The 26,344-nt window shown below is 44.8% G+C and carries 26 protein-coding genes; 14 read left to right on the forward strand and 12 right to left on the reverse strand.

The genetic code is table 11. From position 1 onward, the window contains the following. Window positions 1-42 precede the first annotated feature (42 nt). Both EPH95_RS18240 and EPH95_RS18245 read right to left on the reverse strand, forming a co-directional pair. Window positions 43-1,356, reverse strand: a complete 1,314-nt coding sequence (locus EPH95_RS18240; protein ID WP_142091683.1) for a nucleotide sugar dehydrogenase — start codon at window positions 1,354-1,356, stop codon at window positions 43-45. Between the two features lie 225 nt (window positions 1,357-1,581). Then, window positions 1,582-2,868, reverse strand: a complete 1,287-nt coding sequence (locus EPH95_RS18245) for a glycosyltransferase family 2 protein (protein WP_142091362.1) — start codon at window positions 2,866-2,868, stop codon at window positions 1,582-1,584. A gap of 292 nt (window positions 2,869-3,160) precedes the next feature. On the opposite strand from EPH95_RS18245, the gene EPH95_RS18250 reads away from it, so the two are divergent. Together EPH95_RS18250 and EPH95_RS18255 are read left to right on the forward strand one after the other, a co-directional pair. Beyond that, window positions 3,161-3,391: a DUF2642 domain-containing protein gene (locus EPH95_RS18250; RefSeq protein ID WP_160141854.1), complete on the forward strand. Its 231-nt coding sequence runs from the start codon at window positions 3,161-3,163 to the stop codon at window positions 3,389-3,391. A gap of 15 nt (window positions 3,392-3,406) precedes the next feature. After that, entirely contained in the window at window positions 3,407-3,619 is a 213-nt protein-coding gene (locus tag EPH95_RS18255) for a hypothetical protein (RefSeq protein WP_142091364.1), read from the forward strand. 121 nt (window positions 3,620-3,740) lie between these two features. Here the strand turns inward: EPH95_RS18255 and EPH95_RS18260 are convergent, their stop codons facing one another. Genes EPH95_RS18260 through EPH95_RS18270 form a run of 3 tightly spaced genes read right to left on the reverse strand, consistent with a single transcriptional unit; the run spans window position 3,741 to window position 4,728 of the window. Then, on the reverse strand, window positions 3,741-3,938 hold the full coding sequence (locus EPH95_RS18260; protein ID WP_142091365.1) for a hypothetical protein: 198 nt from the start codon (window positions 3,936-3,938) through the stop codon (window positions 3,741-3,743). Then, window positions 3,935-4,171, reverse strand: a complete 237-nt coding sequence (locus tag EPH95_RS19890; protein WP_405127404.1) for a hypothetical protein — start codon at window positions 4,169-4,171, stop codon at window positions 3,935-3,937. The genes EPH95_RS18260 and EPH95_RS19890 overlap by 4 nt, the downstream gene beginning before the upstream one ends. After that, on the reverse strand, window positions 4,111-4,728 hold the full coding sequence (locus EPH95_RS18270) for a hypothetical protein (protein ID WP_142091366.1): 618 nt from the start codon (window positions 4,726-4,728) through the stop codon (window positions 4,111-4,113). The genes EPH95_RS19890 and EPH95_RS18270 overlap by 61 nt, the downstream gene beginning before the upstream one ends. A 224-nt stretch (window positions 4,729-4,952) precedes the next feature. Here EPH95_RS18270 and EPH95_RS18275 point away from each other — a divergent pair, with 224 nt between their 5' ends. The 3 genes from EPH95_RS18275 (at window position 4,953) to EPH95_RS18285 (ending at window position 6,730) form a co-directional block, all read left to right on the forward strand. Further along, window positions 4,953-5,141 carry a hypothetical protein gene (locus EPH95_RS18275; RefSeq protein WP_142091367.1) on the forward strand — a complete coding sequence of 63 codons (189 nt, stop codon included), beginning with the start codon at window positions 4,953-4,955 and terminating at the stop codon, window positions 5,139-5,141. A 25-nt stretch (window positions 5,142-5,166) separates the two neighbouring features. Further along, on the forward strand, window positions 5,167-6,189 hold the full coding sequence (locus EPH95_RS18280) for a TAXI family TRAP transporter solute-binding subunit (RefSeq protein WP_227003981.1): 1,023 nt from the start codon (window positions 5,167-5,169) through the stop codon (window positions 6,187-6,189). Between the two features lie 112 nt (window positions 6,190-6,301). After that, a complete protein-coding gene (locus EPH95_RS18285; RefSeq protein ID WP_142091369.1) occupies window positions 6,302-6,730 on the forward strand; it encodes a CBS domain-containing protein in 429 nt (142 codons plus the stop codon). A 69-nt stretch (window positions 6,731-6,799) separates the two neighbouring features. Here the strand turns inward: EPH95_RS18285 and EPH95_RS18290 are convergent, their stop codons facing one another. Then, a complete protein-coding gene (locus EPH95_RS18290; RefSeq protein WP_142091370.1) occupies window positions 6,800-7,984 on the reverse strand; it encodes an ROK family protein in 1,185 nt (394 codons plus the stop codon). Window positions 7,985-8,379: 395 nt separating this feature from the next. Between EPH95_RS18290 and EPH95_RS18295 the strand changes: the two genes are divergently transcribed. The 7 genes from EPH95_RS18295 (at window position 8,380) to EPH95_RS18325 (ending at window position 16,963) form a co-directional block, all read left to right on the forward strand. Then, window positions 8,380-10,731, forward strand: a complete 2,352-nt coding sequence (locus tag EPH95_RS18295; protein ID WP_142091371.1) for a glycoside hydrolase family 31 protein — start codon at window positions 8,380-8,382, stop codon at window positions 10,729-10,731. 34 nt (window positions 10,732-10,765) lie between these two features. After that, window positions 10,766-11,767 (forward strand): TRAP transporter substrate-binding protein, encoded by a 1,002-nt coding sequence (locus EPH95_RS18300; protein WP_142091372.1) that lies wholly within the window; start codon window positions 10,766-10,768, stop codon window positions 11,765-11,767. Between the two features lies 1 nt (window position 11,768). Further along, window positions 11,769-12,260, forward strand: coding sequence for a TRAP transporter small permease (locus EPH95_RS18305; RefSeq protein WP_142091373.1), 492 nt, complete (start codon window positions 11,769-11,771; stop codon window positions 12,258-12,260). After that, a complete protein-coding gene (locus EPH95_RS18310; RefSeq protein ID WP_142091374.1) occupies window positions 12,257-13,552 on the forward strand; it encodes a TRAP transporter large permease in 1,296 nt (431 codons plus the stop codon). The genes EPH95_RS18305 and EPH95_RS18310 overlap by 4 nt, the downstream gene beginning before the upstream one ends. Window positions 13,553-13,649: 97 nt before the next feature. Further along, entirely contained in the window at window positions 13,650-15,047 is a 1,398-nt protein-coding gene (uxaC, locus tag EPH95_RS18315) for a glucuronate isomerase (RefSeq protein ID WP_142091375.1), read from the forward strand. Between the two features lie 17 nt (window positions 15,048-15,064). Beyond that, on the forward strand, window positions 15,065-16,099 hold the full coding sequence (gene uxuA, locus EPH95_RS18320) for a mannonate dehydratase (protein ID WP_142091376.1): 1,035 nt from the start codon (window positions 15,065-15,067) through the stop codon (window positions 16,097-16,099). A 12-nt stretch (window positions 16,100-16,111) separates the two neighbouring features. Next, window positions 16,112-16,963, forward strand: a complete 852-nt coding sequence (locus EPH95_RS18325; RefSeq protein ID WP_142091377.1) for an SDR family oxidoreductase — start codon at window positions 16,112-16,114, stop codon at window positions 16,961-16,963. Window positions 16,964-17,101: 138 nt separating this feature from the next. On the opposite strand, the gene EPH95_RS18330 is transcribed toward EPH95_RS18325, so the two are convergent. Genes EPH95_RS18330 through EPH95_RS18350 form a run of 5 tightly spaced genes read right to left on the reverse strand, consistent with a single transcriptional unit; the run spans window position 17,102 to window position 22,410 of the window. After that, entirely contained in the window at window positions 17,102-18,514 is a 1,413-nt protein-coding gene (locus tag EPH95_RS18330) for an FAD-binding oxidoreductase (protein ID WP_142091378.1), read from the reverse strand. A 12-nt stretch (window positions 18,515-18,526) separates the two neighbouring features. Then, entirely contained in the window at window positions 18,527-19,408 is an 882-nt protein-coding gene (locus tag EPH95_RS18335; RefSeq protein ID WP_142091379.1) for a DUF6282 family protein, read from the reverse strand. Then, window positions 19,408-20,328 carry an alpha/beta hydrolase gene (locus tag EPH95_RS18340; protein ID WP_142091380.1) on the reverse strand — a complete coding sequence of 307 codons (921 nt, stop codon included), beginning with the start codon at window positions 20,326-20,328 and terminating at the stop codon, window positions 19,408-19,410. The genes EPH95_RS18335 and EPH95_RS18340 overlap by 1 nt, the downstream gene beginning before the upstream one ends. After that, window positions 20,328-21,041: a FadR/GntR family transcriptional regulator gene (locus EPH95_RS18345; protein WP_142091381.1), complete on the reverse strand. Its 714-nt coding sequence runs from the start codon at window positions 21,039-21,041 to the stop codon at window positions 20,328-20,330. The genes EPH95_RS18340 and EPH95_RS18345 overlap by 1 nt, the downstream gene beginning before the upstream one ends. 16 nt (window positions 21,042-21,057) lie before the next feature. Continuing rightward, the gene (locus EPH95_RS18350) at window positions 21,058-22,410 is read right to left on the reverse strand and encodes a sodium/glutamate symporter (protein WP_142091382.1); all 1,353 of its coding nucleotides are present in this window, start codon (window positions 22,408-22,410) and stop codon (window positions 21,058-21,060) included. Window positions 22,411-22,617: 207 nt separating this feature from the next. Here EPH95_RS18350 and EPH95_RS18355 point away from each other — a divergent pair, with 207 nt between their 5' ends. Next, complete coding sequence (locus EPH95_RS18355; RefSeq protein ID WP_142091383.1) at window positions 22,618-24,093, forward strand: xylulokinase; 1,476 nt, start codon at window positions 22,618-22,620, stop codon at window positions 24,091-24,093. 24 nt (window positions 24,094-24,117) lie between these two features. Further along, the gene (locus EPH95_RS18360) at window positions 24,118-25,029 is read left to right on the forward strand and encodes an NAD(P)/FAD-dependent oxidoreductase (RefSeq protein WP_160141855.1); all 912 of its coding nucleotides are present in this window, start codon (window positions 24,118-24,120) and stop codon (window positions 25,027-25,029) included. 21 nt (window positions 25,030-25,050) lie between these two features. Here EPH95_RS18360 and EPH95_RS18365 read toward each other — a convergent pair whose 3' ends face one another. Continuing rightward, complete coding sequence (locus EPH95_RS18365; RefSeq protein WP_142088183.1) at window positions 25,051-26,340, reverse strand: ISL3 family transposase; 1,290 nt, start codon at window positions 26,338-26,340, stop codon at window positions 25,051-25,053. Between the last annotated feature and the right edge of the window lie 4 nt (window positions 26,341-26,344).

Here is a 26,344-nt window from a genome sequence, read left to right on the forward strand (position 1 = left end):
AAAAGGACCGCCCGATCTAATGGCGGCCGACTTTTCCCAGATTTAAGCTTTTCCTCCACCCAGAACGATGACATCAGCATTTCCTTTGAGCCCTTGTGTTTGATTTCTGGAGTCATAGATTAGCGTTGCATGGTCCATGATTTTTTGCATGGGGAACGTGGAATGGTCTGTTAAAAAAATAACAATGTCGGCATCTTCCAGCTGTTCGGTGGTTAGCGGGACACTATGGCACGTTTGTTGGTCAATCGTCACTTCGGGCACATAAGGGTCGTGATAGACAACATTTGCACCAAGTTGGAGAAAGTTTTTCATAATCGAAATCGCCGGTGAACTTCGCACGTCATTGGAGTCTTTTTTGTAAGCAATGCCGCACAACAAAATATTGGAGGCTTTGATGTTTTTCTTTTGTTCGAGGCGGGACTGCACTTGCCGGGTGATATAAGTGGGCAGTTGGTTGTTGGTGTGTTCGGCCAAAGACAGAAATCGATGGTGATAGCCGTGCTTTTGGCCGACCCAATACAAATATAAAGGATCGACAGGAATACAGTGACCGCCAATGCCCGGTCCCGGAAAAAACGGCGTAAACCCGTAAGGTTTTGTGCCGGCCGAAGCGATGGCTTCCCACAGATTAATGTCTAATTTGTCGCACAGCATGGCCATTTCGTTGATGAACGAAATGTTAATAAACCGGTAACTGTTCTCCAAGAGTTTGGAAAGTTCCGCGACTTCGACGGATGAAGCGGGGACCACTTGTGTAAAGATGGACCGGTAAAAACGAGATACATGACGAAAACAATCGTCCGTGATGCCGCTAATCACTTTCGGAATATCTTTCACTTCCATCGATTCGTTTCCGGGATCAATACGCTCCGGAGAGTAGCCGAGATGAACATCTTCTCCGATCGCTAAGTCGCTCTTTTCAAGGATTGGCAAGATGACGTCCCGAGTGGTTCCCGGGTAGGTCGAGCTTTCCAAAATAATAAGTTGATGTTTTTGCAACCTCGGCACGAGCGCTTCACTTACCTGTTTTATGAAACGCAAATCAGGCTTCCCGTCGTTTGATAACGGCGTGGGCACACAAATAATGATGATATCCAAAGAAGCTGCAACATCATAATCCGTCGTTACCGTCAGCGTTCCAGCAGTTAAAGCGGAAGTGATGTCAGTGTCGGATATATCCGGAATATGGCTTTTTCCCTTTTGCAATTGCTTTATTTTGTAGGCATCGGTATCGATCCCGGTTACGTGATGGTTGTTTTGCGTGAATAATAATGCAAGGGGCAAACCAACGTAACCTAAACCGATAACACCGATTTTTTTGTTCCCATGGTGCAATTCAAAGCTCCTTTCTTGCATATTAATAACTCTATTCCAATGCTTTATCATCTTATTATTTTCCTTGCCTTTTGCAACGGCGTTTATCAATGAAGGGAAAGCCTATCATCTGCGTGTATATAAAGCGAAACTTCCATCAGAGTGGGCTCTGATGGTTAGTTGAACCAATCGGGGTGTTAGTGCCCGTTATCTCCCGGTTATGGGGTTGAAGCGGGAGATTTACGGGCACTTATCACCGTGATAAATTCATAGTGATCGTTTCAGTTTTTCTTTGAATGTGTGCCATTTTTGCTGATGTTGTTTCGTTATGCTCTTCTCGTGTTCACGCATGTTATAAACCGTGAAATCTTGATAAAAGAAGCGTTTATGCTTAATTAATTGCAATAAAACACTGACGTCTTCGTATAAGCGACCTTCGGCAAAAGAAACGACGGGAAATCCTCCTGCTGCCTTTAAATCTTCGGTCCGATAAATTCTAGGTCCAAGCGGGAAATGATAGGCGAGCAATTGCTGCCTCGTTCGCACGGGTCTCCCTTTTGCTATTGATTTAAATAAAATATCGCCGCGGTTCCGTTGTTTCCACTTGCGAAAATTCCCATATAACAAGGAGATATTTTTCGGAAGTGGTTGCAGCTTCTGTTTTATCGTAGATAAAGCATCCGGATCCAGCCAATCATCGGCATCTAGTTCTACAACGAAATCCGTTTTTACATGTGGCAAGGCATCATTAAGGGCCTTGGCTTTTCCTTCGTTTTTTTTGCATATGATTTCCACGCGACTTATTCCCCGCCATTTTTCGATTTCAGCCAGAGATTGATCTTCGGAACCATCATCGATGATCAACAGTTGATCCGGCTGTGTATGCTGAAAAAAGCAAGAAGCTATTGCCTTCCCCACATAAGCGTCCATGTTAAAGCAGGAGATAAGAACGGAAAGGGAAGGAGATTGTTGAACCGGAACGTGGTTATCTAATTTTTGCAAAAAAAGCCCTTTTTCCAACTGGTCTTTGGAATTGCTCGTTCTCAACGTTTGGACAAATGTAGCATCGTTAGGTACCACATGTTTTTCGTCGATGGCATACAGCCAATAAGGCAATAAAGCTTCTTTAAATGGCAGTTGTGCCGAGGTGTAAAACAAGTTTTTTTTCAATGTTTCGGTTTTAACAAGAAACGGTTCACGAAATTGGATATTACGTACGCTTTGCACATGGGTCAGAACTGATTGCTCGTGGGTGAGAAATAAAGTGGACGGGTCGAGGGAAGGAGCGAGGTACTCCCGGTCTTTCAGAAATAATACATAGGTGCTCTGAATCTCCTTGAGGACTTCGTTTAATGCCATCCCCGAATCATGTCCTGGAATGACTGTTGTCCAAATCCGTTTTTCAAATCCTTTTAATGGTGGCACGTTAACATTTGGCCGATGGACGATGCCCACTGATTTTACGCGATGCCTGATGTTCTTTAATGAATGCAAAGCTGCCTGCAACGTTTGATTGTCCGGATAGTCTAGCAGCAAAACCGTTATATTTCTCAATGTCAGTTGCCCCTTTACCGGTGTTTTCGTCTATCGTATTCGGCTGATCAGGCTGTTGTGTCGACCGGGGCAAATGCTAGTGGACAACTGAGGATTTTTCCGTAAATAGGCCTTGAAAATAGGGTGCATCCTATACAATTGAAATTTTTATTAAATAATATGGTAGAGAAACGAGAGGAGGGTTACAATGGCGAACAATGAACAGTCGGCATCCATTCGATTGGTGAACCAGCTTGCCGACCTAAATACAAGTTTGCTCGAACTGAGGCTATCCAGAGGAGGGAGTGCCAATATGACGGGAAGGCTGACCGATAAATTTTTCCCGCCGGAACCAGAGACCCCGGCTACGCTTCGACAGCTATTGTCGACGTTAGTAGGCGATCAGATCCAGGTCACAACGCCGTTTGGTGAAGTGGCCGGTACTTTGATCTCTGTTGAAGATGACTATATTGTGATGGTGGATGACACTGGTGCTCAAGTACTGGTCCGTATCGATGCCATTGAATTCGTAAGCGAGCTGTAAAGGAGGAATGTTTTGATGTTTGAAAATCTTTTTCGTGATGAATTAGCGAATCGTCTGGGCACAATCGTGGAAATCGCGACCGACAACAACTTGATCGAAGGCATCCTTGTGAATGTCACCGGTGATTTGGTTCTCACGGTTGATGTCAACGACGGATATGGAACAGGAAACCAAGTGTTTCTATCCGTTGATGCCATTAATTACGTTCGTTTTCCGGCAGCTGCTTAAACGAACGAATGTCCGGTAAACCTAAAGACGAAAAGAAGGCCAGGGCGCTGATCGGTGTCCTGGCTTTTTCTTGGTGAAGGCAAGGGTCTCGTCATTTTAAAAAAACGGGCCTCCGCCCGTATTAATTCGCAAGCATTTCCCGCATCCAATGAATGGTATGCTCCATTTGCTGCTCTCTTTCCATTTTTCTTTTTGTCAGTGATTTCCGCCGGCGAAGTAAATCGTCCATCTTTGTTTTGTATACAGATGGTTCAACCATATTTCTTTGGTACGCATCCTTCAAGATGCTAATGCGCATGTTGATATCCTCAATAGTCATACACGCCACCTTTGCTGATAAGTAAATGTGGATCGAACCGCTCCGTCATACATTTCCAGGATCACTAGTGTAATGAGATCTGTATACACCTGAATAATCATTCGCGATTCTTGTGAAAAGGGAGACATGGCATCTATTGTCATGATACCCCAGTTTAATATCGGTATGCAAATTAAACTGTTGTAATGACTTTTTGATTGTTCATTCGGGCTCCAGTCATCATCTTCCTGCACATCGTCGATATATAAATTTTCGGATTTTCGAAAGCACCTCCCCCGGCGGTATTATTAATGTCCAATGACCGCCCGCCATCTTTGTAGTCATTTGGAAATTGAGCGCTTCCGGTAAAAAAATCCAGTTCTCCCGACGCTGAATTATACATCCATAGCGCACATCGGTGATTTGCACCCGGTGTGATGCTCATATTGCCGGGAACAGCGTTCACAAGTTTTTTCATGAGATTTACGGATAAATGAAATTTTTCATCGCCATCTGCTTCCTTGATATACCTTAATTCTTCGAGAAAAATACTGCACTCATTTAAAGAAGAATCGTATTGTGTTTGCACATGTTCCAATGCCTTGAGTTTCGATTGTAACTGTCCGTTTGTTTCGGCTAATGTTCCGATACGATCTTCACGGCCAACGACGTCGGCAAATTTATTCGAAATCCTCGTTACTTGAATCATTAGAACGACACTGCCAGCAATAAAAACAATACCGGCGACTGCATAAACCCAATCAGGAAAACGATCCATCGCTTCAAGAAAAATGGTTTCTAGCGCTGTCAAAAAAGATCCCCTCCCATTGTGCTTGTGGTTATATTTTCCACAAAAGAATGAAAATTCCTTTCTAAAAAAATAAAACTATAAATTAGACCTATGTTTATATTGGGTCAAAATACTTATTTAATCGTCAAAAAGTAAAATATGTAAATTTGCTTCTTTTTGCAGGATAATCAATCTTTTCGTCAAAATAATGATGGTAGAACACAAAAGAAAGGTGGGCGTTCGTTGTGAGCCAGGATTTGAATCTTCAGCAGATCGCGGAAAGCATCCCCAAGACATTGTTAAATGCATCCGATAAGGATGTGGAGGCCCTCCAAGGGATTATTGATCAAACCCTCGAAGTGAGAGATTCGCACAAAGCACTGCAGCGAATGGTGAAAGATTACACAAGCACAAAATCGACGGTGGCACGTTGAGCCTATGAGACAAGGGGGGATTCCATTGAAGAAGTCCGTCCCGACATGGATGGCGATGTCCGTTGTTCTAATGATTATGTCCGGATGTAATGAAGAAGGCGACACACCGGAAGTTGCAGATGATGATATCCCCGGAGACAGCGAAACAGGCGAGAGCAATGGCGGGGACGGTGTCTCCATTCAACTTGGTTCAGGATCGACCGGGGGCGATTACTATACGTTGGGCCAAGAAATGGCGAATGTCATGAATGAGCATGTCGATGGCCTTGAAGTAAGCTCGGTAGCGACGGAAGCCTCGGTAGAAAATATCACACGTGTTTCCGATCAGGATTTGGAACTGGGGATGTCGGTGCACATTCCGGCATTGGAAGCGATCGAAGGTGAAGGACCCTTCCAAGGGGAAGTGTTCGATGATTTTGGGTTTATGGGCTACATCTATCCGGAAACCAATCAAGTTGCGGTTGCTGCCGATCTCGGCGTTGATTCCATTGCTGACTTGGAGGGAATGAGGATCAACACCGGTTTGCCGAATTCATCCTCCCAGGACGCATCCGAAACGGTGCTTGAAGCGCATGGATTGGAAGAAGATGATTATGAAGTGTATGAAGAAGGGTTTGGAGATGCAGCCAGCTTTTTGCAGGATGAAAACGTGGATGCAATATCCGGTTTATTGGGATTGCCGACGGGAAGCATTATGGAACTGTCCATGCAGCGAGACATTGATTTGTTATCGGTAGAACCTGAGGCACTGGAGGAAATCGAAGAAGAGACGATGTACGAGCATATTGTCATCGAAGAAGAAGACTACGACTTTTTGGATGATGATGTTGATGCGATTGGGGCGTACGCGATTTTGATCGGATCAACCGAAGACATAGATGAAGAATTAGGCTACGAAATAGTAAAAGAACTATATGAAAATGCGGACGAAATCACGCACGAACAGGGACAGCATATGAACTTGGAAGAGATTACGACCGGCTCGGACGATTTGCCATTGCATCCCGGGGCGGAGCGTTATTTCGAAGAAAATGATATGTTGGATTAATTTTATCAGCCGAAAGTGACGATTTATCAGCGGAACCCTGTCCTCCATTTAATTTGTGCACATATTCTTACCTATACGGGAAAAACTGTGCACAGTAAAGGAGGAATGGCGAATGGCACAAAATCAAAATTTAGGCAGTATGATGGCGAGAAACGTGGTTTCTATTGATCCAACTCAAACCATACAAGAAGCAGCTGCTTTGATGGAGCAACATAATGTTGGCTCATTGCCGGTCGTTCAAAACGGACAATTGATGGGGATGATTACCGACCGGGATATCACCTTGCGATCAACCGCTCACGGAAAAGATGGCCATACCCATTGTCAAGACTGCATGTCGCGAGAACCCGTTTCAGGCGGGACGGAGATGGATGTGCATGATGCCGCAACCCTTATGGGCGAAAATCAAATCAGACGATTGCCAGTTGTGGATAATGGCGAATTGGTTGGTGTAGTGGCACTCGGTGACTTTGCATTGAACGAGATCTATGCGAATGAAGCGGAGCAGGCGTTGGCTAGGATTTCCATTAAGTCCCTCTAAAAATTCAGGTAATCGCAGAAAAGCCAGGAGTTATGTTCCTGGCTTTATGTTGCGCTATATAAAAAAATTCTATTGTGTATTCAGAATATCTCTTTCACTTGCTAATTCCAGTGTGATTTCCGGAACCCCCAAAAATCGTTTGGCAGCCAGGGCGCAAGCTCCCATTACAGTGGCTTTCTTCCCGAACGTCGATATTTCTAATCTGTGATATTGACTCACATTAGAGTGGAGATTATTTTCAATTGCCTCGACTGCCTCGGGGTAGATTTGCAAGACATCACTATTTAACACAATCGTTTCGGGATTGTATAAGTTAATAATATTATTTAAACCGACCGATAGATGATTGATGAAGTGGTCCATTTCCTCGCATACGACCGAATCATGTTCATAAATGAAGCGCTCCAACTGATCATAAGTAATGCCCGGATGCCCCTTTTTATTCAAGGAAGTGAACAGGCTCGTTTCCGAGGCGTATAGTTCCCAGCAGCCTTTATTTCCGCATTTACATGGGTTCCCGTCCGGAAAAATGATCATGTGCCCCATTTCTCCCGCGTAACCATTAACCCCTTTTATTAAATCGCCGTCCATGATGATGCCTAATCCTATTCCTGAATACATAGTGACACAAAGCAAATGATCGCTGTCATGGTGATTAAAGACTCGCTCGGCAAATGCACAAAGGTTGGCGTTATTTTCAATGTGAATATTGACGTCTACACCTTTTTCCAAATCGGTTTTTAACGTTTTGTTGTGCCATTGATGTTGGGGCACAAAATTAATGGTCTCGTCATTGCTGACGGTTCCATGTATGCCGATTACCACACCGACTAAGCCATAACGCGAATCAGTGCAATCCGCTTGATATTTTTTTATATGCGCTTTTAAAAATTCTAAGATTACTTCGTAATCAGGAGTGGTTAGCTCCAGTGTATCGGAAAGAACAGGGTTACCGAGCAAATCAGATAAAGTGTAGGTGATTGTTTTATAATCGAGATCGATCCCCAACACATAACCTACACGTTGATTCAAAGAGAGCATAATCGGTTTTCTTCCGATCGAATGATGTTCCTGAGTCGTTTCGTAAATGAGCTCCTCATCCAATAAATCCGCAACTTGAACAGATATCGTTGCTTTGTTCAGACCCGTGATTTTAGAAAGGTCCGCGCGCGAAATCATTCCATATTCAATAATCTTTTGCAATATAAGACTCCGATTGATTCTCTTAATATATGTGCCGTCACCGGTGACCATTGGTTTCCTCCCTGCTTATTACGCTCGTTTGCATTTTGTTTATGCCATCAATTAATACCTTGCGTGAATACAATGATAAAACAAAAGTTCTTTTATAACAATGGGGCGAGGTTCGTACACGAGATAATCTCTAGCAGGAATGCACTGGATAAAAAGATATATTCTTGTTGAAAAAAGCGTTAATAAATCATAATTTCACCTTGAAAAATAAAGCGTTTTCTTATACTCTATGTGTAAGCGTTTTTAATTTGTTTAATAAACAAATATAAAAAATGGTGCATAAACGAAATCTCGGACAGCTTCTTACATTGTTTTCTTTGTACTTCTATTTTAAATCACAGTACTTTTTCGTCTAGTTAATGAACTAGGTTTTTTGAAGAAAGGAGTCTTACCCAATGAAAGCTTCTCATGAAAACGAATTCAATTTTGTGCGAGAACAAGATAACCAGCTTCAATTTCATTCCCATATCCATGATATCTATTTAAAAGTCTCGGTTCTGGAAAAAGAGATTATCCGGGTTACGCTGACAAAGCAGTTACCTGTATTGCCTGTGAATACATGGGCAGTAGCGCCTGGCGACACGGAGGTACCTTATGAAGGTCTAGACCGCGAAAGCATCCATACCAATTTCTCCCTTCCGGAATACTCAACAACTATTGACGAAAACATATGTCGGATTGAAACAGAACTACTTCAGCTGGAAATGGATTTGCATCACTTTACCTGCAAATGGTACAGAAAACAAGAAAATGGGTATACACTTCTTGCTGAAGATCGACGGACTCAGGCCTATTTTTTTCAAATTGCATCTGATGCACCGGTATCTCATTACCTGCATCGTGGGGAGCAGGAAGCCTATTATGGGTTCGGTGAGAAGACGGGCTTAGTTAACAAACACGGCGAGCGGTTCCGTATGTCGAACATTGATGCTATGGGCTATAACGCAGAAAAGACTGATCCGCTTTATAAGCACATTCCGTTCTACACTACGTTTTCTAGGGAGAATAGAATGGCTTACGGGTTGTATTATGATGATTATAATGAATGCTTGTTTGATATGGGTCGCGAACTCGATAACTATCACGGTGCCTATCGATATTTTCAGACGAACTCCGATTTTCTCGACTTTTACTTCATTGGCGGACCAACGGTGGCAGATGTGACCCGTAGATTTTCCTGGTTGACTGGGCGCCCGGCGAAAGTCCCGAAATGGAGTATTGGCTATTCAGGATCAACGATGCGGTATACTGATGAACCCCGTTCCCAGGAAAAGCTTTTTAAGTTTCTGAATCAGTGTAAGCAATATGATATACATTGCGATTCGTTTCACTTATCGTCCGGTTATACATCTATTGGGGAAAAACGTTATGTGTTCCATTGGAACCGCTACAAGTTTCCGAATCCAAAAGCGTTTACGGAACAGTTTTACGAACGAGGTGTACGCATCCTTGCTAACATCAAGCCGAGCCTGTTGATTGATCATCCAGCCTATCAGGAAGTGGCAGATCGCAGCCTTTTGATCACCGACAAGAGCGGTGTCCCGGAAGTGGTGCAGTTCTGGGATGAAGAAGGTGTTTATCTGGACTTCACCAATGAACAGACGATCAAGTGGTGGAAGGATAAAGTAAAAACAGCCTTATTGCATAAAGGAATCACCTCAACATGGAATGACAACAACGAATTTGAAGTTTGGAATCCACAAGCAACTGTTGATTTGTTCGGAAAAGGAGGTAAATTTCACAACTATCGAGCTGTCTTCCCGCTTTTAATGACGAAGGCTTCGTTAGAAGCCCAGAAGGAATATTGCCCTGACGAGATTCCTTTCCTCATTAGTCGTTCCGGATGTGCCGGTCTGAATCGGTATGCACAGACATGGACCGGCGACAATCATACGAGCTGGCATACTCTAAAGTTCAACGTCAAAATGGCTATTGGACTGAGTTTGTCCGGTATTTATAATTTCGGTCATGATACTGGGGGATTTTCAGGGAATGCCCCGAATTCCGAACTTTTTCTTCGCTGGATTCAGAGTAGCGTCTACTATCCAAGGTTCACCATCCATTCATGGAATGACGATGGAACTGTAAACGAACCGTGGATGCACTCTGAAATCACTCATCATGTAGTTGATGCAATGGACTGGCATGAAAAATTGAAAGGATATATATTCAGTCTGATCTGCCATTCCTCTGAGCATTTCGAGCCGATTCTGAAACCGACCTTTTTTGCTTTCCCGGAAGATATGCAGGCCTATATTGAGAACGATGAATTTATGCTTGGTGACGAACTACTCATCTGTACAATTGTCACTCCGGGCAGTCGAGAACGGGAGGTTTACCTGCCTTCAAATGTAGGTGGTTGGTACGACCTTCACACAGAGTTTTTTTACGGGGGTGGGAAACATGTAAGCGTCCCTGCACCGCTGTCCTATACCCCGGTTTTTGTTAAAGGAGGCAGCATCCTCCCGATTGAGACAGAGGCCTCTGAAAGCTTAGAGGTACGTCTTTACCCAGGAGAGAAGGCTCAACCCGTCACCTTTGAGTACTATGATGAAGCAGAAAAAAGCCGAGAAATCTTCACTGCTCTTCACTTGAGGATGTGGTCAACAGAAGAAGCCGTCCATGTCATTGTGGAAAAAAAGAACCACCATACAGACAGAAGGCTGGTACTTAACTTTTATACACCTCAATTAGACAATCGGCCCGTATGGGTGAACGGCGAAAAAGCTAAGGAATTCTGGTTATAAAAGTCGTTAATTTTGAAGATTAGGAGGTTCGGTAATGAATAAAGTTGGAATTTGTTTGACATTCAGCATTATATTGCTGCTGTATGGATGTCAATATTCAACAGAAGGTCTAGCCGAAGATAAGAATTACATTCTTGCACACAACCAGCCGGAAGACCATCCCATCCATCTGTCGCTGGAAAGGTTTACCGAGCTTGTCGAAGAGAAATCCAATGGGGAAATCACGTTTGAACTCTACGCAAGCGGTCAACTTGGCGATGAGCGGGAAGTCATTGAGCTCACTCAACAAGGGGTCGTCGATTTTACTAAGGCGAGTGCCAGCGCGTTGGAAAGTTTTGATCCTGTCTACTCAATTTTTAGTCTTCCCTATTTATTTAAGGATGAAGAAGAATATCGTGAAGTCATGAATGACCCGAATATTATGGATGACATTTATGCCACTACTGAAGACATCAACCTCACCGGTCTAACGTATTACGATGCTGGAATTCGCAATGTGTACACTACGGATCAGGACCAGGTCGTTGAAACCAATGAAGATATACACAACCTTCGTATACGGGTCCAACCTAGTCATACCAACATTCAGATGATTGAGGCACTGGGAGGTACTGCTACGCCGTTAGGCTACGGGGAGGTATATACAGCTTTGCAATCAGGGATGATCGAAGGAGCGGAAAATAACGTCAATGCTCTTGTCGATGATAATCACGGTGAAGTAGCGAAAAATTACTATTATACTGAACACGCCATTGTCCCCGACATTCTACTCGTTAACAGTGATCGATTCAACGAGCTATCAGAGGAGGAACAGGCGATCATTGAGGAAGCTGGGTTGGAATCTACTCGCTACCATGAAGAAATCTGGGAAGAACAGATGGAATCTGCTACTGAAATTGCAAAAGAGGAAATGAATGTTGAGTTTCATGAGGTGAACAAAGATTCATTTATCGAAGCTGTTCAGCCCTTGCATGAAGAATTTGCACAGGATGAAGATACAGGCGAAATATACAGGATGATCAGGGGGGAAGGATAACATGGATACAGCCAAACTCTACCTGGATAAAGCACTGTTCTGGATTACGGCTGCACTGCTAGCCTGTATGGCAGCCTTGTCCATGTGGCAGGTGACTTCTCGGTACGTATTAGGTGTTCCAAGTTCAACCAGTGAAGAAATCATCCGCTTTATGTTGATCTGGTTTACACTTCTGGCAACCGCTTATGTATTTGGGGAAAAACAGCATATTGCACTCGAGTTTCTGCGCGAAAAATTCAACAAACGATTTCAAAAAGCGATAGATAAAATTATTTCTCTGTTATGGATTTCTCTCGGTGCTATACCGATGCTACTGGGGGGCATTTATCTTAATTTACAGTCATTTGCACAGACCGCGCCAGCCACGGACCTTCCCATGGTAGTTTCCTATCTGGCGGTGCCCACAGCAGGATTGTTTATTATTTTTTATGCAATTCACGAAATGGTAACTGACAAATCAACGTCATATCAAAGTAGGGAAGATACACTATGACTATTTTCGCCGGCTTGGTATTGTTTCTGACACTTGGACTACTGCTTGTGTTCGGTGTTCCGGTTGGCCTGGCGGTGCTCGTCAGTGCAATTATAACCATGCTACTGATTCTCCCCTTTGACATGACCATGTTTACCACCGCCCAACAACTAGCGGTAGGTGTGGATAATTTTACTATTCTGGCCATTCCTTTGTTCATACTGGCTGGTATAATTATGAACAACGGTGGTATAGCGTTTAGGCTGATCAATTTTGCGAAGGTTCTAGTTGGGCGCATCCCTGGATCCCTTGCCCACACAAACGTAGTCGGAAACATGCTCTTCGGCTCGATCTCAGGATCCAGTGTTGCTTCGGCAGCGGCCATAGGGCGTGTAATGATTCCGATGCAGGTCAACCAGAAATACTCCCGCAACTATGGGGCTGCGACCAATATCGCTTCAGCTCCTGTCGGTCTGCTTCTGCCGCCAAGTCCGCTCTTAATTGTGTACTCACTGGTTAGTGGCGGTACTTCGATTGCGGCATTGTTTATTGCTGGTTATATCCCAGGAATTCTTTGGGGACTGGGGGTCATTATAATGGCTTACTTCATTGCCAAACGGCGTCAGTACCCGGTATCGGAAACTATTTCTTGGAAAGACAAAGGATATATCATATTAAGTGCCCTTCCGAGTCTTCTGTTGATTGTAATCGTCATGGGTGGGATCATTGCCGGTTTCTTCACAGCAACAGAAGCTGCAGCTGTGGCAGTATTGTACGCGACTATCCTTACCGTACTGTACAAGAGCCTTACATTAAAAGATATCCCGGAGATCTTAAGAGAAACAATCTCCATCACGGGTATGATCCTATTTCTAATTACAGCTTCAGCTATGTTTTCTTTTGTTATGTCCTATACGGGGATCCCAGAAGGAATTAGCTCGAGCCTGCTTTCCATTACGGACAATATGATTATCCTGCTTCTATTGATTAATCTAATATTGTTAGTGATAGGTACCTTCATGGACATAACACCGGCAGTTCTGATTTTCACACCAATTCTTTTCCCTATTGCTATGGACCTTGGCATAGACCCGGTTCACTTCGGAATTATCGTCACTTTCAATCTCTGTATCGGAAACATCACACCACCTATTGGAACCGTGTTGTTCGTTGGCACGAGAGTAGCCAATGCAAGATTTGAAGGTGTCATTAAAGCTCTTGTACCATACTTCATTATGTTGGTCGTTATTCTTCTTGTCATTACATTTGTGCCACAGCTGAGTCTTTACTTACCGGAATTATTTGACCTGTAAAAATAAATTGGATGGCTATGGATAAATTTATTTCTGCTTTATAATTTGTTGTTTCAACAAATAATGTATACACGTAACTTAAGAAAGGAGATCTTTAATGAAAACGTTTAATGCAGAGGACTTTCTCTTATTTAATCAAACTGCCAAAGAACTCTACCATAACTACGCGAAGCATATGCCGATCATTGACTATCATAATCACCTCGTTCCCGAGGAAATTTTGCAAGACAAAAACTATAAAAATATTGCCGAGATTTGGCTCGCGGGTGATCATTATAAATGGCGGGCGATGCGCGCGAACGGCATCAGCGAAGCGTATATCACCGGTGATAAAAGTGATTATGAGAAGTTTTTGGCTTGGGCAGAGACGGTGCCCAACACGATTGGCAATCCTTTGTATCATTGGACTCACTTAGAGCTCAGCCGTTATTTGGGGATTAATGAACTTTTAGATCGGGAGACGGCCCCAGCGATTTGGGAGGAAGCAAATGAGAAGTTGGCAAAGCCGGAGTTGTCCGCGCGGTCATTGTTGGAAAAAGAAAACGTGGTCTTTGTTGGTACAACAGACGATCCAGCGGATGATTTGGCTACGCACCAGCAATTGGCGAACGAGGACATCTCCACAACGGTATCGCCTTCCTATCGACCTGATAAAGCCTTGCAAGTGGAAAGCGATGATTTCTTTTCCTGGGTACAGCAATTGGAGCGAGCAGCAAACATAACGATTGATCACTATGATGACTTTTTGCAAGCTTTAATCAAGCGTATTGATTATTTTGATGCGCACGGATGCCGCAGTTCGGACCATGGCATTAACGCCATGTTTTACGAGGCTGCGACGAAGGAAAACGTTGCTGGTGTTTTTCAAAAAAGAAAGGACGGAGAAGCGCTAACAACAAAAGAAATCGACCAGTTCAAAACGTATACGCTCCTTAGACTCGCGGAAACGTATGCGGAAAAAGATTGGTCGATGCAATTTCATATCGGCCCTCTCCGCAACAACAATACCCGGATGTTTGAAAAACTCGGTCCGGACAGTGGTTTTGATTCCATGGGAGACCGCTTGCTGGCTGAACCATTGGCGAATTTCCTTAATGCTTTAGAGGTTAATGAGAAGTTGCCGAAAACGATTTTATATACGTTGAATCCAAGGGATAATCCAGTTCTTGCCGCGATGGCGGGGAACTTTCAAAGTGGCGATATCCCGGGAAAAGTTCAATTCGGAACGGCCTGGTGGTTCAATGACAATATTGACGGGATGGAAGATCAGATGAAGACGTTGGCAAACATTGGGCTTATCAGCAATTTTGTCGGGATGCTCACCGATTCGAGAAGCTTTTTGTCCTTCTCGCGCCACGAATATTTTCGAAGAATCCTATGCAACTTACTTGGAACTTGGGTGGAAGAAGGAAAAGCGCCTAAGGACATGAAATTGCTGCAAAAATATGTGGAAAACATTTGCTATTATAACGCGAAACGCTTTTTCAACCTTTAAAACGAGGAGGTGTCGTTATGGAAATGAGTTTTCGCTGGTTTGGAGAAGACGATCCGGTCACCCTTGATCATATTCGCCAAATTCCGGGGATGACCGGCGTTGTTTCCGCGATTTACGATATTCCGGCCGGAGAGGTTTGGCCTTATGAAAAAATCATTGATTTAAAGTCGCGCATTGAAGCGCATGGGTTAAAACTCAATGTGATTGAAAGCGTTCCGGTCCATGAAGATATAAAAATGGGGCTTTCTTCGCGAGATCAATGGATCGAGAATTATAAACAAACGTTGCGTCATCTCTCTGAAGCGGGTGTTCGTACCGTTTGCTATAACTTTATGCCCGTGTTTGATTGGACGCGCTCCTCAATGGCCGCAGCTTTGCCGGATGGATCCAATTCCTTGTCTTACGACGAAGAAAAGATTCGAGGCATTGACCCTCTTAGCGGCGAATTGACGTTGCCCGGATGGGATTTATCTTACCAAACGGACGATTTGCGTAAAATCATGGACGCTTATCAATCCATTACCGAAACACAGTTAATGGAGAATTTGATTTATTTTTTACGGGAAATTGTACCGGTGGCCGAAGAAGAAGACATATACTTGGGCATCCATCCCGACGATCCACCTTGGCAGATCTTTGGCTTGCCACGGGTTGTGACGAATAAAGAAAATGTCCAATATCTATTACAGGCAGTCGATAGCCCCAATAATGGCATTACATTTTGTTCCGGATCTTACGGGGCAGATCCGTCCAATGACCTGACCGGCATCATCGAAGCGGCAAAAGGACGGATTCATTTTGTCCATGCACGTAACGTGAAGTGGACGGGAGAACGAACGTTTCAAGAAACGTCCCATTCCATTGAAGATGGGTCGTTGGATATGGTGGCTATTATCCGTAAGCTTCGAGAGGTCGGCTTCACAGGTCCCATTCGCCCGGATCATGGACGAATGATTTGGGGCGAAGAAGGCCGGCCGGGCTACGGTTTATACGATCGTGCCTTGGGTGCCACTTATTTAAACGGCGTGATCGATACGTTAGAGCAAGCCTAGGAGGGAGAGTCAATGGAGCTTCCATTTCATATCAATCTGGAAAATAAAGTGGCGGTCGTCACCGGCGGAAGCGGGGTGCTCGGTTCCGTGCTCAGTGAAGCACTCGCCGAAGCAGGCGCAAGCGTCGTTGTTTTAGCGCGCAACAAAGACAAAGTAGACGCTGTCACAGAGCGCATTCAAAAGAACGACGGAACCGCCTGCGGCTATAGCGTGGATGTTTTGGATCCCAATGCATTGGAAGAGGTTCATCAAGATGTATTGGCGCGTGTCGGCTCTTGCGACATTTTAATCAATGGCGCCGGCGGCAACCATCCGCAAGCAACAACATCTCAGGAAAAATTGGATCCTGAAGCAATAACTGATGATTCGCAGCAAACGTTTTTCGACCTCGATCCGAACGCTGTGAAGAATTTATTTGACTTGATTTTTATCGGCGCTTTATTGCCGACGCAAGTCTTTGCGAAAGATATGGTTGAAAAAGAAGAAGCCACCGTCATTAATATTTCCTCGATGAATGCCGATCGTCCGTTAACAAAAATCCCTGCCTATAGCGGGGCCAAGGCAGCGGTGAGTAATTTCACCCAGTGGTTGGCGGTTCATTTTGCCGATGTTGGCATCCGGGTAAACGCGGTTGCGCCTGGTTTTTTTCTTACGGATCAAAATAGGGCATTAATGTATAAAGATGATGGGAGTCTCAGCGAACGAGCCCATAAAATTTTAGCGCAAACCCCGGACGCACGCTTCGGCGAACCGGAAGAGTTAGTCGGCGCATTGCTTTGGTTGGTGAATGCTCGCGCCTCCGGTTTTGTTAATGGCATCGTGGTTCCTGTTGATGGCGGTTTTTCCGCTTATTCGGGAGTTTGATTAGAAAACTTGGCTTTTCGCCAAGCTTTTATGGCGAAAGCCTTAGTTGCACTTATGTAGGTAAGAAAGTTGGTTTATACTTTTTCTTACCTACTAAAAAAGCCCAACGCCTTTTTGAAGGAGGTTGGGCTTTAAAACTTATTCCTCAAGCCGCCGGCTAAGAATCAATCTTTGCCCTTTGTCGGGAAAGATTTTTCCGGGATTCATGATGTTGTTCGGGTCCCAGCCTTCCTTAATCCTTTTCATCATGTCTACCCCAACGGGACCTAGCTCTTCTTCCAGAAAAGGGGATTTCATCGTTCCGATGCCATGTTCTCCGGAAAGCGTCCCCCCCAGTTCCAAAGCGGCATGAAAAATTTCCTCAATCGCCTGTTCGACCCGGGCGATCTCCGCCTGGTCACGTTCGTCACATAAAATGTTAGGATGCAGGTTGCCGTCTCCCGCGTGCCCGAATACAACAAGAGAAAGGTTGTATTTATCACGGATTTCTGCTAAGCGCACCATCATCTCGGGGATTTGGCTTCGGGGAACAGTGGCATCTTCAGATGCTTTTGTAGGTTTGATTTTTGCAATCGCGGGGGATACCAATCTTCGAGCTTGCCATGCGCGTGAAGCTTCTTCGTTCGTCTGTGGCAGGAAGACATTGGTTCCTCCAACCTCTTTCATGATTTTACAAACGGTGGTGGCTTCTTCTTGGACAGCTGTCGGATGGCCGTCTACTTCGACTAATACAATAGCTTCCATGTCCGTAGGAAGGCCTAGAGGTTCGTATTCTTCAACGGCTCGTGCACAAGCCTGATCAATAAATTCTATTTTTGCAGGAAGAATCCCGGACGTTAGTGTTTTTGAAATGGCTTTGCCGGCCTCTTCCATCGTTGAAAAGGCAGCTATCACCGTTTGCACTGAGGACGGTTTTGGAATCAGTTTTAACGTCGCGCCTGTAATCATTCCAAGAATGCCTTCAGATCCTACCATGAGCTTTGTAAGATCCAATCCTGTGACATTTTTAATGGTGTGCCCGCCTGTTTGCATCACTTCCCCTTCCGGGGTCACGACTTCCAGACCGAGCACATAATCCTTGGTGACTCCATACTTCAAGCCGCGAGGGCCTCCGGCATTTTCTGCTAAGTTGCCGCCAATCGTGGAAATGTTGGAACTGCTCGGGTCCGGGGGGTACATCAACCCATATTTATCCGCTTCCGCGTGAATTACGGAGGTAAGTGTTCCGGGGGATACACGCGCGACTAAATCGTCGGGAAAAATTTCTACCGAAGCCGGCCACTGACTCATATCGAGGATAATGCCTCCATGGACAGGAAGGTCGCCTCCACTCAAACCCGTTCCTTGGCCTCTGGGCGTGACCGGAACTTTATAATCGTTAGCGATCTTCAACACTTGACTGACTGCCTTGGTACTCGTGACATAAACGACGGCTTCCGGAGAATACTCACCAAAAGAAGAATCGTAACGATAGTTGTCAAGGTCGGAACGAGCGCTTATCATGTGGTCGTCTATTTTTTCCTGTAAAGCTTCTATCCATCCTATTTCCATGATAAATTCCTCCTATCCTTGTATAAGGGAATGGGGGTTGTGCACAACCATTTGGCGGATGTCCGCTTCGTTGATGTTTTGAGCCAACAGCTCTATGATGAACGTCTCCAAAGCTTCAACCACCGGAATATTATGTGATTGTCCATAATCGGTGACCAATGCACAATGGTTTGCACCAATCGTTTCAATCGAGCGAGCCATTTCGCTGATGGTTATATCTTGAAAATCATGGCCGCATGCAAGATAGCACTTTTCAATGATGCATCCCTGCATAGCCAGTTGTTTTTGCTGCTCGAGGGTAAGCGGGGCGATGCCAAGGTCGGCATGTTGAATTAAAATGCGTTTTACCCCTTGTCGTTTGGCCTCTGCAACGAGAATCATCACCTCTTCAGCCTCTAAATGCCCGGTAGCTAAAACAGCGTCTTTATGAGCGATCAATGCCAATACTTTTTTCACTTCATCTTTAATGATTCCGCTGGCGGTTACGGTTAAACCATCATCATCAACATCCAATGATTCTTCGCTGTTAAAAATATTCGATTTGCTGTGGCGAGCGAAGTAGCTTTGATGTTGCGCTGCTGAGAGGGTGGGCATCCAAACCACGCGTGCCCCCATGCGTAGGGCCATATCGACGGATTGGCCGGAGATCCCTCCTGTAAATAAATTACAGACGAGTCCGCCGGCAATCGTTAAATTTGGATATTTTTCCTGCAGAAGCGTCGCTCGGTCATGCGTCGCCCCTTCATGAGCTTTCAAGACGATACCGCCCATGTTTGCTTGATCGACATCCTCCACGAGTTCCCAGTCTGTTTGTTTTCTGGGGAAAATGCTCGGGGAAGAGTGGGCGTGTAGTTCGATTGCTCCTTCAAGTAATGGGTGCCATGTTTTTTTCATTATAAGGTTTCCTTTCGAAGAGGGGATGTGCTTTTCTCAAAAGCATCCCGGAAAAAAGGAACTAAATGTCCACAAAGCTCCTTAAATTCGGGGTGGTCGCTATACATAAAGTCATTATGCTTGCCTTCTACAGTATAAAGAGTCTTGGGTGAAGCGGCGTTTTCATATAGGTTTGTCGCTTCTTCGTAAGGATGGAGCAAATTTTCCTCTCCATGTCCGATAAACAACGGTCGTGGGGTTAGTTCTTTAACGACTCTTTCTACATTTAAATCGATAATTGATTCCGTGAACTGCAACGTCGTTTGTTGACCGAACCCGTAAACGGATGCCAGTTCTTTTTCAACATACTCTTTCGTGGAAGGGTCCAGCGGGTAATGAATAAAAGGATCGGCGAGTTGTGAGTCTCCCTGAAAGACACGGTGCACACGATCGGCCTTTACGGTTTCGAGAATTTGCACCCATTCTTTATAAGAATGAATGGATTTCAGCCATCGTTCGCCATGATAGAATCCGTTTAAGGCAGCCGTTGCAGAAACGTTTTCATTGTTCGCGGCGGCGAGAATGACGTTTGCCGCGCCCATCCCCCAGCCAATCAGCCCGATCGCATTTTGCTCAACTTCTTCTTGAAATTGCAAAAAAGTGATCGCGTTGTGAATATCTTCGACTTGTTGTTCAATTAGTACCTTTCCGTACTCTCCCTCGCTATCGGCGAATCCCCGGTAGTCAAAACCGAGGCAAATATACCCGGCTTCGGTCATTTTTTTGGCAAACATCTTCGGATAAAACTCATTAAATCCTTGATAGCCGGAATTAGGGATAATTGCTGGCCTTTTGTCATTCTCGCCAATGTTATCGGGATAATAGAGAGTTCCTTGTAACTTGAACCCTTCACTATAAAAATGGATATGCTTTTCGATCATTATTTCTCTCTCCTGTCATTGTGAATATATTGAGCAAGCTTTGTTTTTGCATTTTCCAGATGTTTAATCATTGCGTTTCTCGCTTCTTCCGCTTCTTTCTTTTCGATCGCTACATAGATGGCTTCGTGTTCTTGCAGGACTTGCTGTTTTTTTTCATCCCACCCCAGGTTTTTGGATAATGAATATTTCACCGCTTTCTCATATAAATTCGAGATGCTCCCCATGGTTTGGACTAGAACCGGGTTATGAGAAGCCTCGACAATAACTTTGTGAAAATGAATATCTTCCTCGTAACCTATTTTTGCTTCCGATTGAACATCTCGGATGTTCGTGAGGGCTTGCTGAATAACTTCCAGGTCTGCAGGTTCTCTCCGTTTGGCCGCAAAGTAAGCAGCGCCGGATTCAAGGATCATACGCGTTTCCAGCAGATCAACGACCTCAAGAGGGTTCATAAATTGAAAGCGTGTTTCTTCCATTAAATTGGAAGCGGAGATGGGCTGTATAACACTCCCTCCCCCTTGAGTTGAAGTGATCAATCCACTGGCTTCGAGGACACTGAGCGCCTCGCGGATCGGTGTCCGGCTCACCCCGAATAGTTCGGTAAAATAGCTTTCGGTGGGCAGTTTATCTCCTGGTTTAAGCTCTTGCTCTTCCATCATTGTTTTAATGTGATCAAACACTTGCATGGAAACTTTTTTTCGTTCGATTTTCATAAAGACGCTCCTCGTCTTATAATGCTTTTCTTCGCTCTCTTACTCTTTTTTCACTTACTAACCAACCTGATTTGGCCGCTATGACAAAAAGAATCACCCAAAACGCGAGCAAGGCCAGCGTGAAAACGACGCCAAACCCACTAATAATTAACAGGGGACCAAACGTAATGATAATGACTTCGAATGGAACCATCCCTGCATATCCCAACGCGTAATCATCAAGGGTTGTAGCTTCTGATTTTGGATCAGCCACTTTGAGAAGGGCAACGCCCATGGCTACGGTTCCTGTGCTCCATCCCCAGCCAAAGATCCCGTTTTCGAACCAATGCTGGTGAAAGACACGTGGAGATATAAAATGAAAAATTAAATAGGCCCAAACAATACCAAAAATAAATAAGGCTACGAGCGGCACAATATAATCCGCGACGATGGCGAGATTAATAGAGGCGATGCCGAAAGCAACCGTCAAATCCGTGGCTGTTCCGCTGATTCGATTCACGGTAGGTTTATCGACATACTGATTAGCCTTTAATTTGCTTAAAATCATTTGCGCGATCAAGCCAACGATAAATGCCAGACTTAGCAAAGGGACGCTCATTTGAGGAAAAAGAGCTTCAAGGCTCTCTTGTAAGTAATAACTAATAACAACGACGACGCCGATAATCGCTAGATGGAAGAAAAGCGGATCGACCGTATTTGGAGAAACCGTTTCTTTTCCCGCGGATGCTTGATGGTCCTTTTTCACCAAGCCTGTTCTTAAATCTTCAGGAAGATCGTTAAAATCAGAAAGAAAGGCCGTTTGGTTTTTCCTTGCATTGCGCTTAATAATGAATAATCCGCCAACAATGGCACAAAGCAAACCGATGGTTGCAGATGTGTAAGCAAGAGCGGTGATTTCTTCCCAACCATGAGCGTTAAAAACGTCTCCAATAGCTGCAGCAGTACCGTGGCCGCCAATAAACCCGGCTCCGAGCGCAAACCCAAATCCAGATGGCAAATCCCAGATATGCCCTAAAACGAGATAGGTGATGATAAGCCCGCTTGGCCACATTAATAAGGTAAGGGTCATGGAATAAAACCACATATTACGCACGCGATGAAAGATCTTTTTCCAATTCACTTGGGCGGCTCCAATGGGAATCGCACCAAAAATAATCGCGATTAATATCGTCGGATAATCCGCGATAGATCCGGAAAACGGTAACCAGCCGAATCCATTGGGACCAAAAGCTAACGCCATAAAACCGGCAATCATACTCGCCGGAATAAAGTATTTTTGAATAAATTGAAATCTGGCTCTTAGCCAAACACCAATCAGAAGTAATACTGAAATCAAACCGAGATCCACGGTTAAATCGAAAATCGACAAGGAAAAGACCTCCCTTCGTTGTAAGCGATATCAAAATTTGTATTATAAGTATACAACATGATAACTGCTCATTGTAAACCCTTTCGCAAAGATTTAATAGAGAAGAAATTTTTCTAAGCAGCTGAAAGATGCGAATTTGCCCAACGGGCATAGGCGTGTTAAGTTATTACATACATTATGAAAATATGAAGGTAAGCGAGGAAAAACATGGAGTATATTGCGACGTTTGATATCGGCACCTCAAGTATCAAGGGCGTCTTGGTTGGGAAGGACGGTTCTTTGCATTGCACCGAAACGCGTCCGATTCGGACGGATTATAGAGAAGATGGACGTGTAGAACAAGATCCCGGGCAATGGTGGGACCAGGTATGTCACATTGCTGTTTCTTGGTGGGAACACGTGAATTCCCAAAATGTGAAAGCGATTGTGATGAGCGGGCAGATGCAAGATTGTATTCCGATAGATGCCGACGGCCGACCGGTGCGTCCTGCCATTCTGTACGCTGATAACCGTGCAGAGGAACAGGCTGCCCATATTGCGCATGACATTCCTGATTTGTCTATGAAAACAGGAAATCATTTTGATGGAACAATGGTTTTTCCGAAGATGAAGTGGCTGAAGGAACATGAACGTGAATCGTATGAGCGAACGGAGACCATTTGTGTGAGTGCCAAAGATTATGTGGTTTTTCAGCTTATACAAAAAGCAGTTGCCGATCCTGTCACCGGTGCCACTACCGGGATGATGGACTTGCGCGGCAAGGAATGGGCTTCTGAGTGGGTGGAGGAGCAAGGACTCGATGCTCAAAAACTTCCGCCTCTATCCGCCCCTTGCACGATGGTTGGGGGAGTCGTTGAAAAGAGTGCGAAGCAAAGTGGATTTGCGGGAGGAACGCCTGTCTTATGCGGGGCCGGTGATGCCGGGGCAACTACTATGGGTGCCGGGGTCATGGATCATGGGGATAAATACGTCTACCTCGGTTCAACAGGTTGGGTGGCATATGTAACCGAAAAAATTACGGAGCAAGCAGATGGTATTTTTCATCTTACGGACCTTTCTCAAGAACAATACATTGCCATAGCGCCAATGCTCAATGTTGGGAATGCACACCTTTGGGCAGTGGATCTCTTTGGGAATGGCGGGGACAAAGATTACATAGGTTTTGAAAATGCCGTTCAATCCACGGATCCCGGTGCATCAGATGTTCTCTTTTTACCATATCTTAAAGGCGAGCGTTTTCCAATCCAGGACATGTCTGCTTCGGGTGCTTTTATGAACATGAAGGAGACAACAACAAAAGCACATTTAAGCCGCGCCGTGTTGGAAGGGGTGTCCATGTCGATACGCCAGACGATTGAAACGTTAGTAGGCGATGGTGCAAGGCGTACACCCTTGACTCTTATTGGTGGAGGGACACAGAGCGAAGCGTGGTGTCAGATCTTAGCCGATATGTGCCGGAATGTTGTACGTGTGCCTGAGCACCCCGAATATTTACCTTCATTAGGGGTAGCTGCCGCGGGTTTTGTCCACTTGCAATGGGTGTCCGATTATCAGGCATTTCATCAGCAGTTCATGCAACACCAGCCGATGAAAACATATTATCCTGACGCCGATGTGAAGGCGACATATGAGGACTTATATACAAAATTTAAAGCTTTGTATCCATTGATCAAAGATTGGTAGAAAATCTTAAGGAGAGATATTTTCGTGACGACAGCAGATGCCGTTGTGATCGGCGGAGGGGTGATCGGGACTTCGATTGCCTATCGTTTAGCCGAAGAGAATCGAAAGGTCATTTTAATCGAAAAGGAAGAAATAGGTTCGAAAACATCTGGATCTTGTGATAAGGCTATCTTTCTCCAATCTAAAAAACCGGGATTTCCGAGTGAACTGGCAAAAGCCAGCAGAGCGGTTTATGAAAATCTTGAAGACGAGCTTGATTTCTCTTTTGAATTCAAGCGAGGGGGCGGGATGATTGTCGTTCAATCCGAAAAATACCTGCCTTTCATGGAAGATTTTGTGGAAAAGCAAAAACAGGCGGGTATCGATATTCAACTTTTAGACAAGAAAGAAGCAATCGACCAACAACCGATTTTATCGAAAAACATTGTCGGTTCCACGTACAGCAATGAGGACGCGGAAGTCAATCCGTTGTTATTAAGCCAGGCATTTGCCGATGCTTCGAGACGAAAAGGGGTTGAGATTCGGACACATACAGAAGCCGTTGATGTTTCCATTGAGAATGGAAAAGTTGTAGGGGTTAAAACGGCAAAAGAATATATTTCAACAGAGATTGTAGTTAACGCAGCCGGCCCCTTTGCACCGCAAATTGGCGACATGGCAGATGTAAATACCCCAATTCAGCCACGGCGCGGGGTTATTCTAATCTCGGAAAAAGTAACCCCCGTAGTAAAAGGAAACATTTTATGTTCCCAATACCTTGCTGCTAAACACCTGACTGAGGAAGCACCCGCGTTCGGGATCGGCCTCTCCTTAGGGCAAACAGATGACGGTAACTTACTTATCGGTGCCAGCAGAGAATTTAAAAGTTTGGTTCTATCACAAATCACGGGATGGATGACAATATTCGACAATGAAGTCCCGCACCTTGCTTTATAGAGCAAATTTTGTCGATAATCCTTAGGTTGCCGGTGGGTATTCTTCTTGATGGATTCTTTGTTCACACCGAGCTTGATATTTTCTCCATTTAAGGATCGCCTCTTTTTCTTCCTTCACCTGCATCCGAGCTTGAAGAGAGAATAACGAATAGCCAAACCCTTGTTGATTCATCGTGCGGAGTTGGTTGTTCTTCCCTTCGGTTTTGGCGTTGGATATACGATAGTGAAACCGATGGAGAATTTCCGGCAACCAATTCCAAATCGTCTTGAGAAGATCATCGAACGGCTCCAGGGAAGAGGCGATGACCTCTTTTTCCCACGCCCCTAAATGATCCAATGCTTCTTCCAGATCATGGCATTGATACAATTGGCGAAGTTTTTGATGCAGGCGCATGGCTTGAGCTAACGTCGGTGATGTTGTCTCCCAATGCTTCAGACGTTCTTGTTGTTCCGGGGTTAATTCTTCCGTTCGTTCAGCAAACAAGTCTTTGTCTTCTTTTAATGCCACCCGTTCTTCTTTGGTCAAAACATGTTGGACGCTTTTTCGCACATCGTCCAAGGCACGCGTCGAAGCTTGGATGACATGGAAGGCATCAATGACCACGATCGCTTGAGGGAGGGCGGCCTTAATCGCTGTCTGATAAGGCCTCCACATATCGATCGCAACCGCAATCACTTGTTCAGGTTGAGACAATTGGTTGAAAAGATCCATGACAGCTTCTTTGCGACGACTTTCATGTAACTCGAATAACTGGGGCCGCCATGGTACCGAGAGATCGTACATGACCAACCGATACTTGCCTTTTCCTTTGGCCAAACTGATTTCATCAAGGCCGATGAGTGCGGGGGTGGATCGATCCGAAATAGCTGGATGCTCCCCATGACATGCGCGTGCATGGACCCCAATAGTTTGACCACTGCGATCAAAGGCTTCTCCTACCGATTTGAAGGTACGGTCGGCCGTTGCAAATATCAGTGATTGCTTGGCTATCACCGACATTCGTTGATATGGTTTGAGCCAAGGTAATGGCTCCATAAACGTACGACAACAGGCATCACATATAAATCGACGATGGTTGAAATGATCAAAGATCGGTGTATCGTTGTGAGCGCCTGCAACCACTTGCTTCATGTGATGCTCATGCACTCGGGTTGTCCAGTACCCACAATCCGGACAACGTGTGCCTTCATTCAGTAACTGAAGGTAGCGATATAATCCTGGGTTCGGATAACCAAATGGAATTTCTTCTTGATGGATAATGGCAAAAGGGACTTCTTTACATTCATGGACCATGGTATAATGGGTAAGCATCCAA

The organism is Salicibibacter halophilus, assembly GCF_006740705.1.
Taxonomy (GTDB): Bacteria; Bacillota; Bacilli; order Bacillales; family Marinococcaceae; genus Salicibibacter; species Salicibibacter halophilus.

Excerpts from the sequence above, each read along its gene's own strand:
- EPH95_RS18330 (WP_142091378.1), bottom strand. The coding sequence starts at position 18,514 with ATGGAAATAGGATGGATAGAAGCTTTACAGGAAAAAATAGACGACCAC.
- EPH95_RS18310 (WP_142091374.1), top strand. The coding sequence starts at position 12,257 with ATGACTATTTTCGCCGGCTTGGTATTGTTTCTGACACTTGGACTACTG.
- EPH95_RS18340 (WP_142091380.1), bottom strand. The coding sequence starts at position 20,328 with ATGATCGAAAAGCATATCCATTTTTATAGTGAAGGGTTCAAGTTACAA.
- EPH95_RS18255 (WP_142091364.1), top strand. The coding sequence starts at position 3,407 with ATGTTTGAAAATCTTTTTCGTGATGAATTAGCGAATCGTCTGGGCACA.
- EPH95_RS18260 (WP_142091365.1), bottom strand. The coding sequence starts at position 3,938 with ATGACTATTGAGGATATCAACATGCGCATTAGCATCTTGAAGGATGCG.
- EPH95_RS18345 (WP_142091381.1), bottom strand. The coding sequence starts at position 21,041 with ATGAAAATCGAACGAAAAAAAGTTTCCATGCAAGTGTTTGATCACATT.
- EPH95_RS18250 (WP_160141854.1), top strand. The coding sequence starts at position 3,161 with ATGACGGGAAGGCTGACCGATAAATTTTTCCCGCCGGAACCAGAGACC.
- EPH95_RS18305 (WP_142091373.1), top strand. The coding sequence starts at position 11,769 with ATGGATACAGCCAAACTCTACCTGGATAAAGCACTGTTCTGGATTACG.
- EPH95_RS18290 (WP_142091370.1), bottom strand. The coding sequence starts at position 7,984 with ATGGTCACCGGTGACGGCACATATATTAAGAGAATCAATCGGAGTCTT.
- EPH95_RS18300 (WP_142091372.1), top strand. The coding sequence starts at position 10,766 with ATGAATAAAGTTGGAATTTGTTTGACATTCAGCATTATATTGCTGCTG.
- EPH95_RS18325 (WP_142091377.1), top strand. The coding sequence starts at position 16,112 with ATGGAGCTTCCATTTCATATCAATCTGGAAAATAAAGTGGCGGTCGTC.
- EPH95_RS18365 (WP_142088183.1), bottom strand. The coding sequence starts at position 26,340 with ATGCTTACCCATTATACCATGGTCCATGAATGTAAAGAAGTCCCTTTT.
- EPH95_RS18240 (WP_142091683.1), bottom strand. The coding sequence starts at position 1,356 with ATGCAAGAAAGGAGCTTTGAATTGCACCATGGGAACAAAAAAATCGGT.
- EPH95_RS18295 (WP_142091371.1), top strand. The coding sequence starts at position 8,380 with ATGAAAGCTTCTCATGAAAACGAATTCAATTTTGTGCGAGAACAAGAT.
- uxuA (WP_142091376.1), top strand. The coding sequence starts at position 15,065 with ATGGAAATGAGTTTTCGCTGGTTTGGAGAAGACGATCCGGTCACCCTT.
- uxaC (WP_142091375.1), top strand. The coding sequence starts at position 13,650 with ATGAAAACGTTTAATGCAGAGGACTTTCTCTTATTTAATCAAACTGCC.
- EPH95_RS18335 (WP_142091379.1), bottom strand. The coding sequence starts at position 19,408 with ATGAAAAAAACATGGCACCCATTACTTGAAGGAGCAATCGAACTACAC.
- EPH95_RS18355 (WP_142091383.1), top strand. The coding sequence starts at position 22,618 with ATGGAGTATATTGCGACGTTTGATATCGGCACCTCAAGTATCAAGGGC.
- EPH95_RS18285 (WP_142091369.1), top strand. The coding sequence starts at position 6,302 with ATGGCACAAAATCAAAATTTAGGCAGTATGATGGCGAGAAACGTGGTT.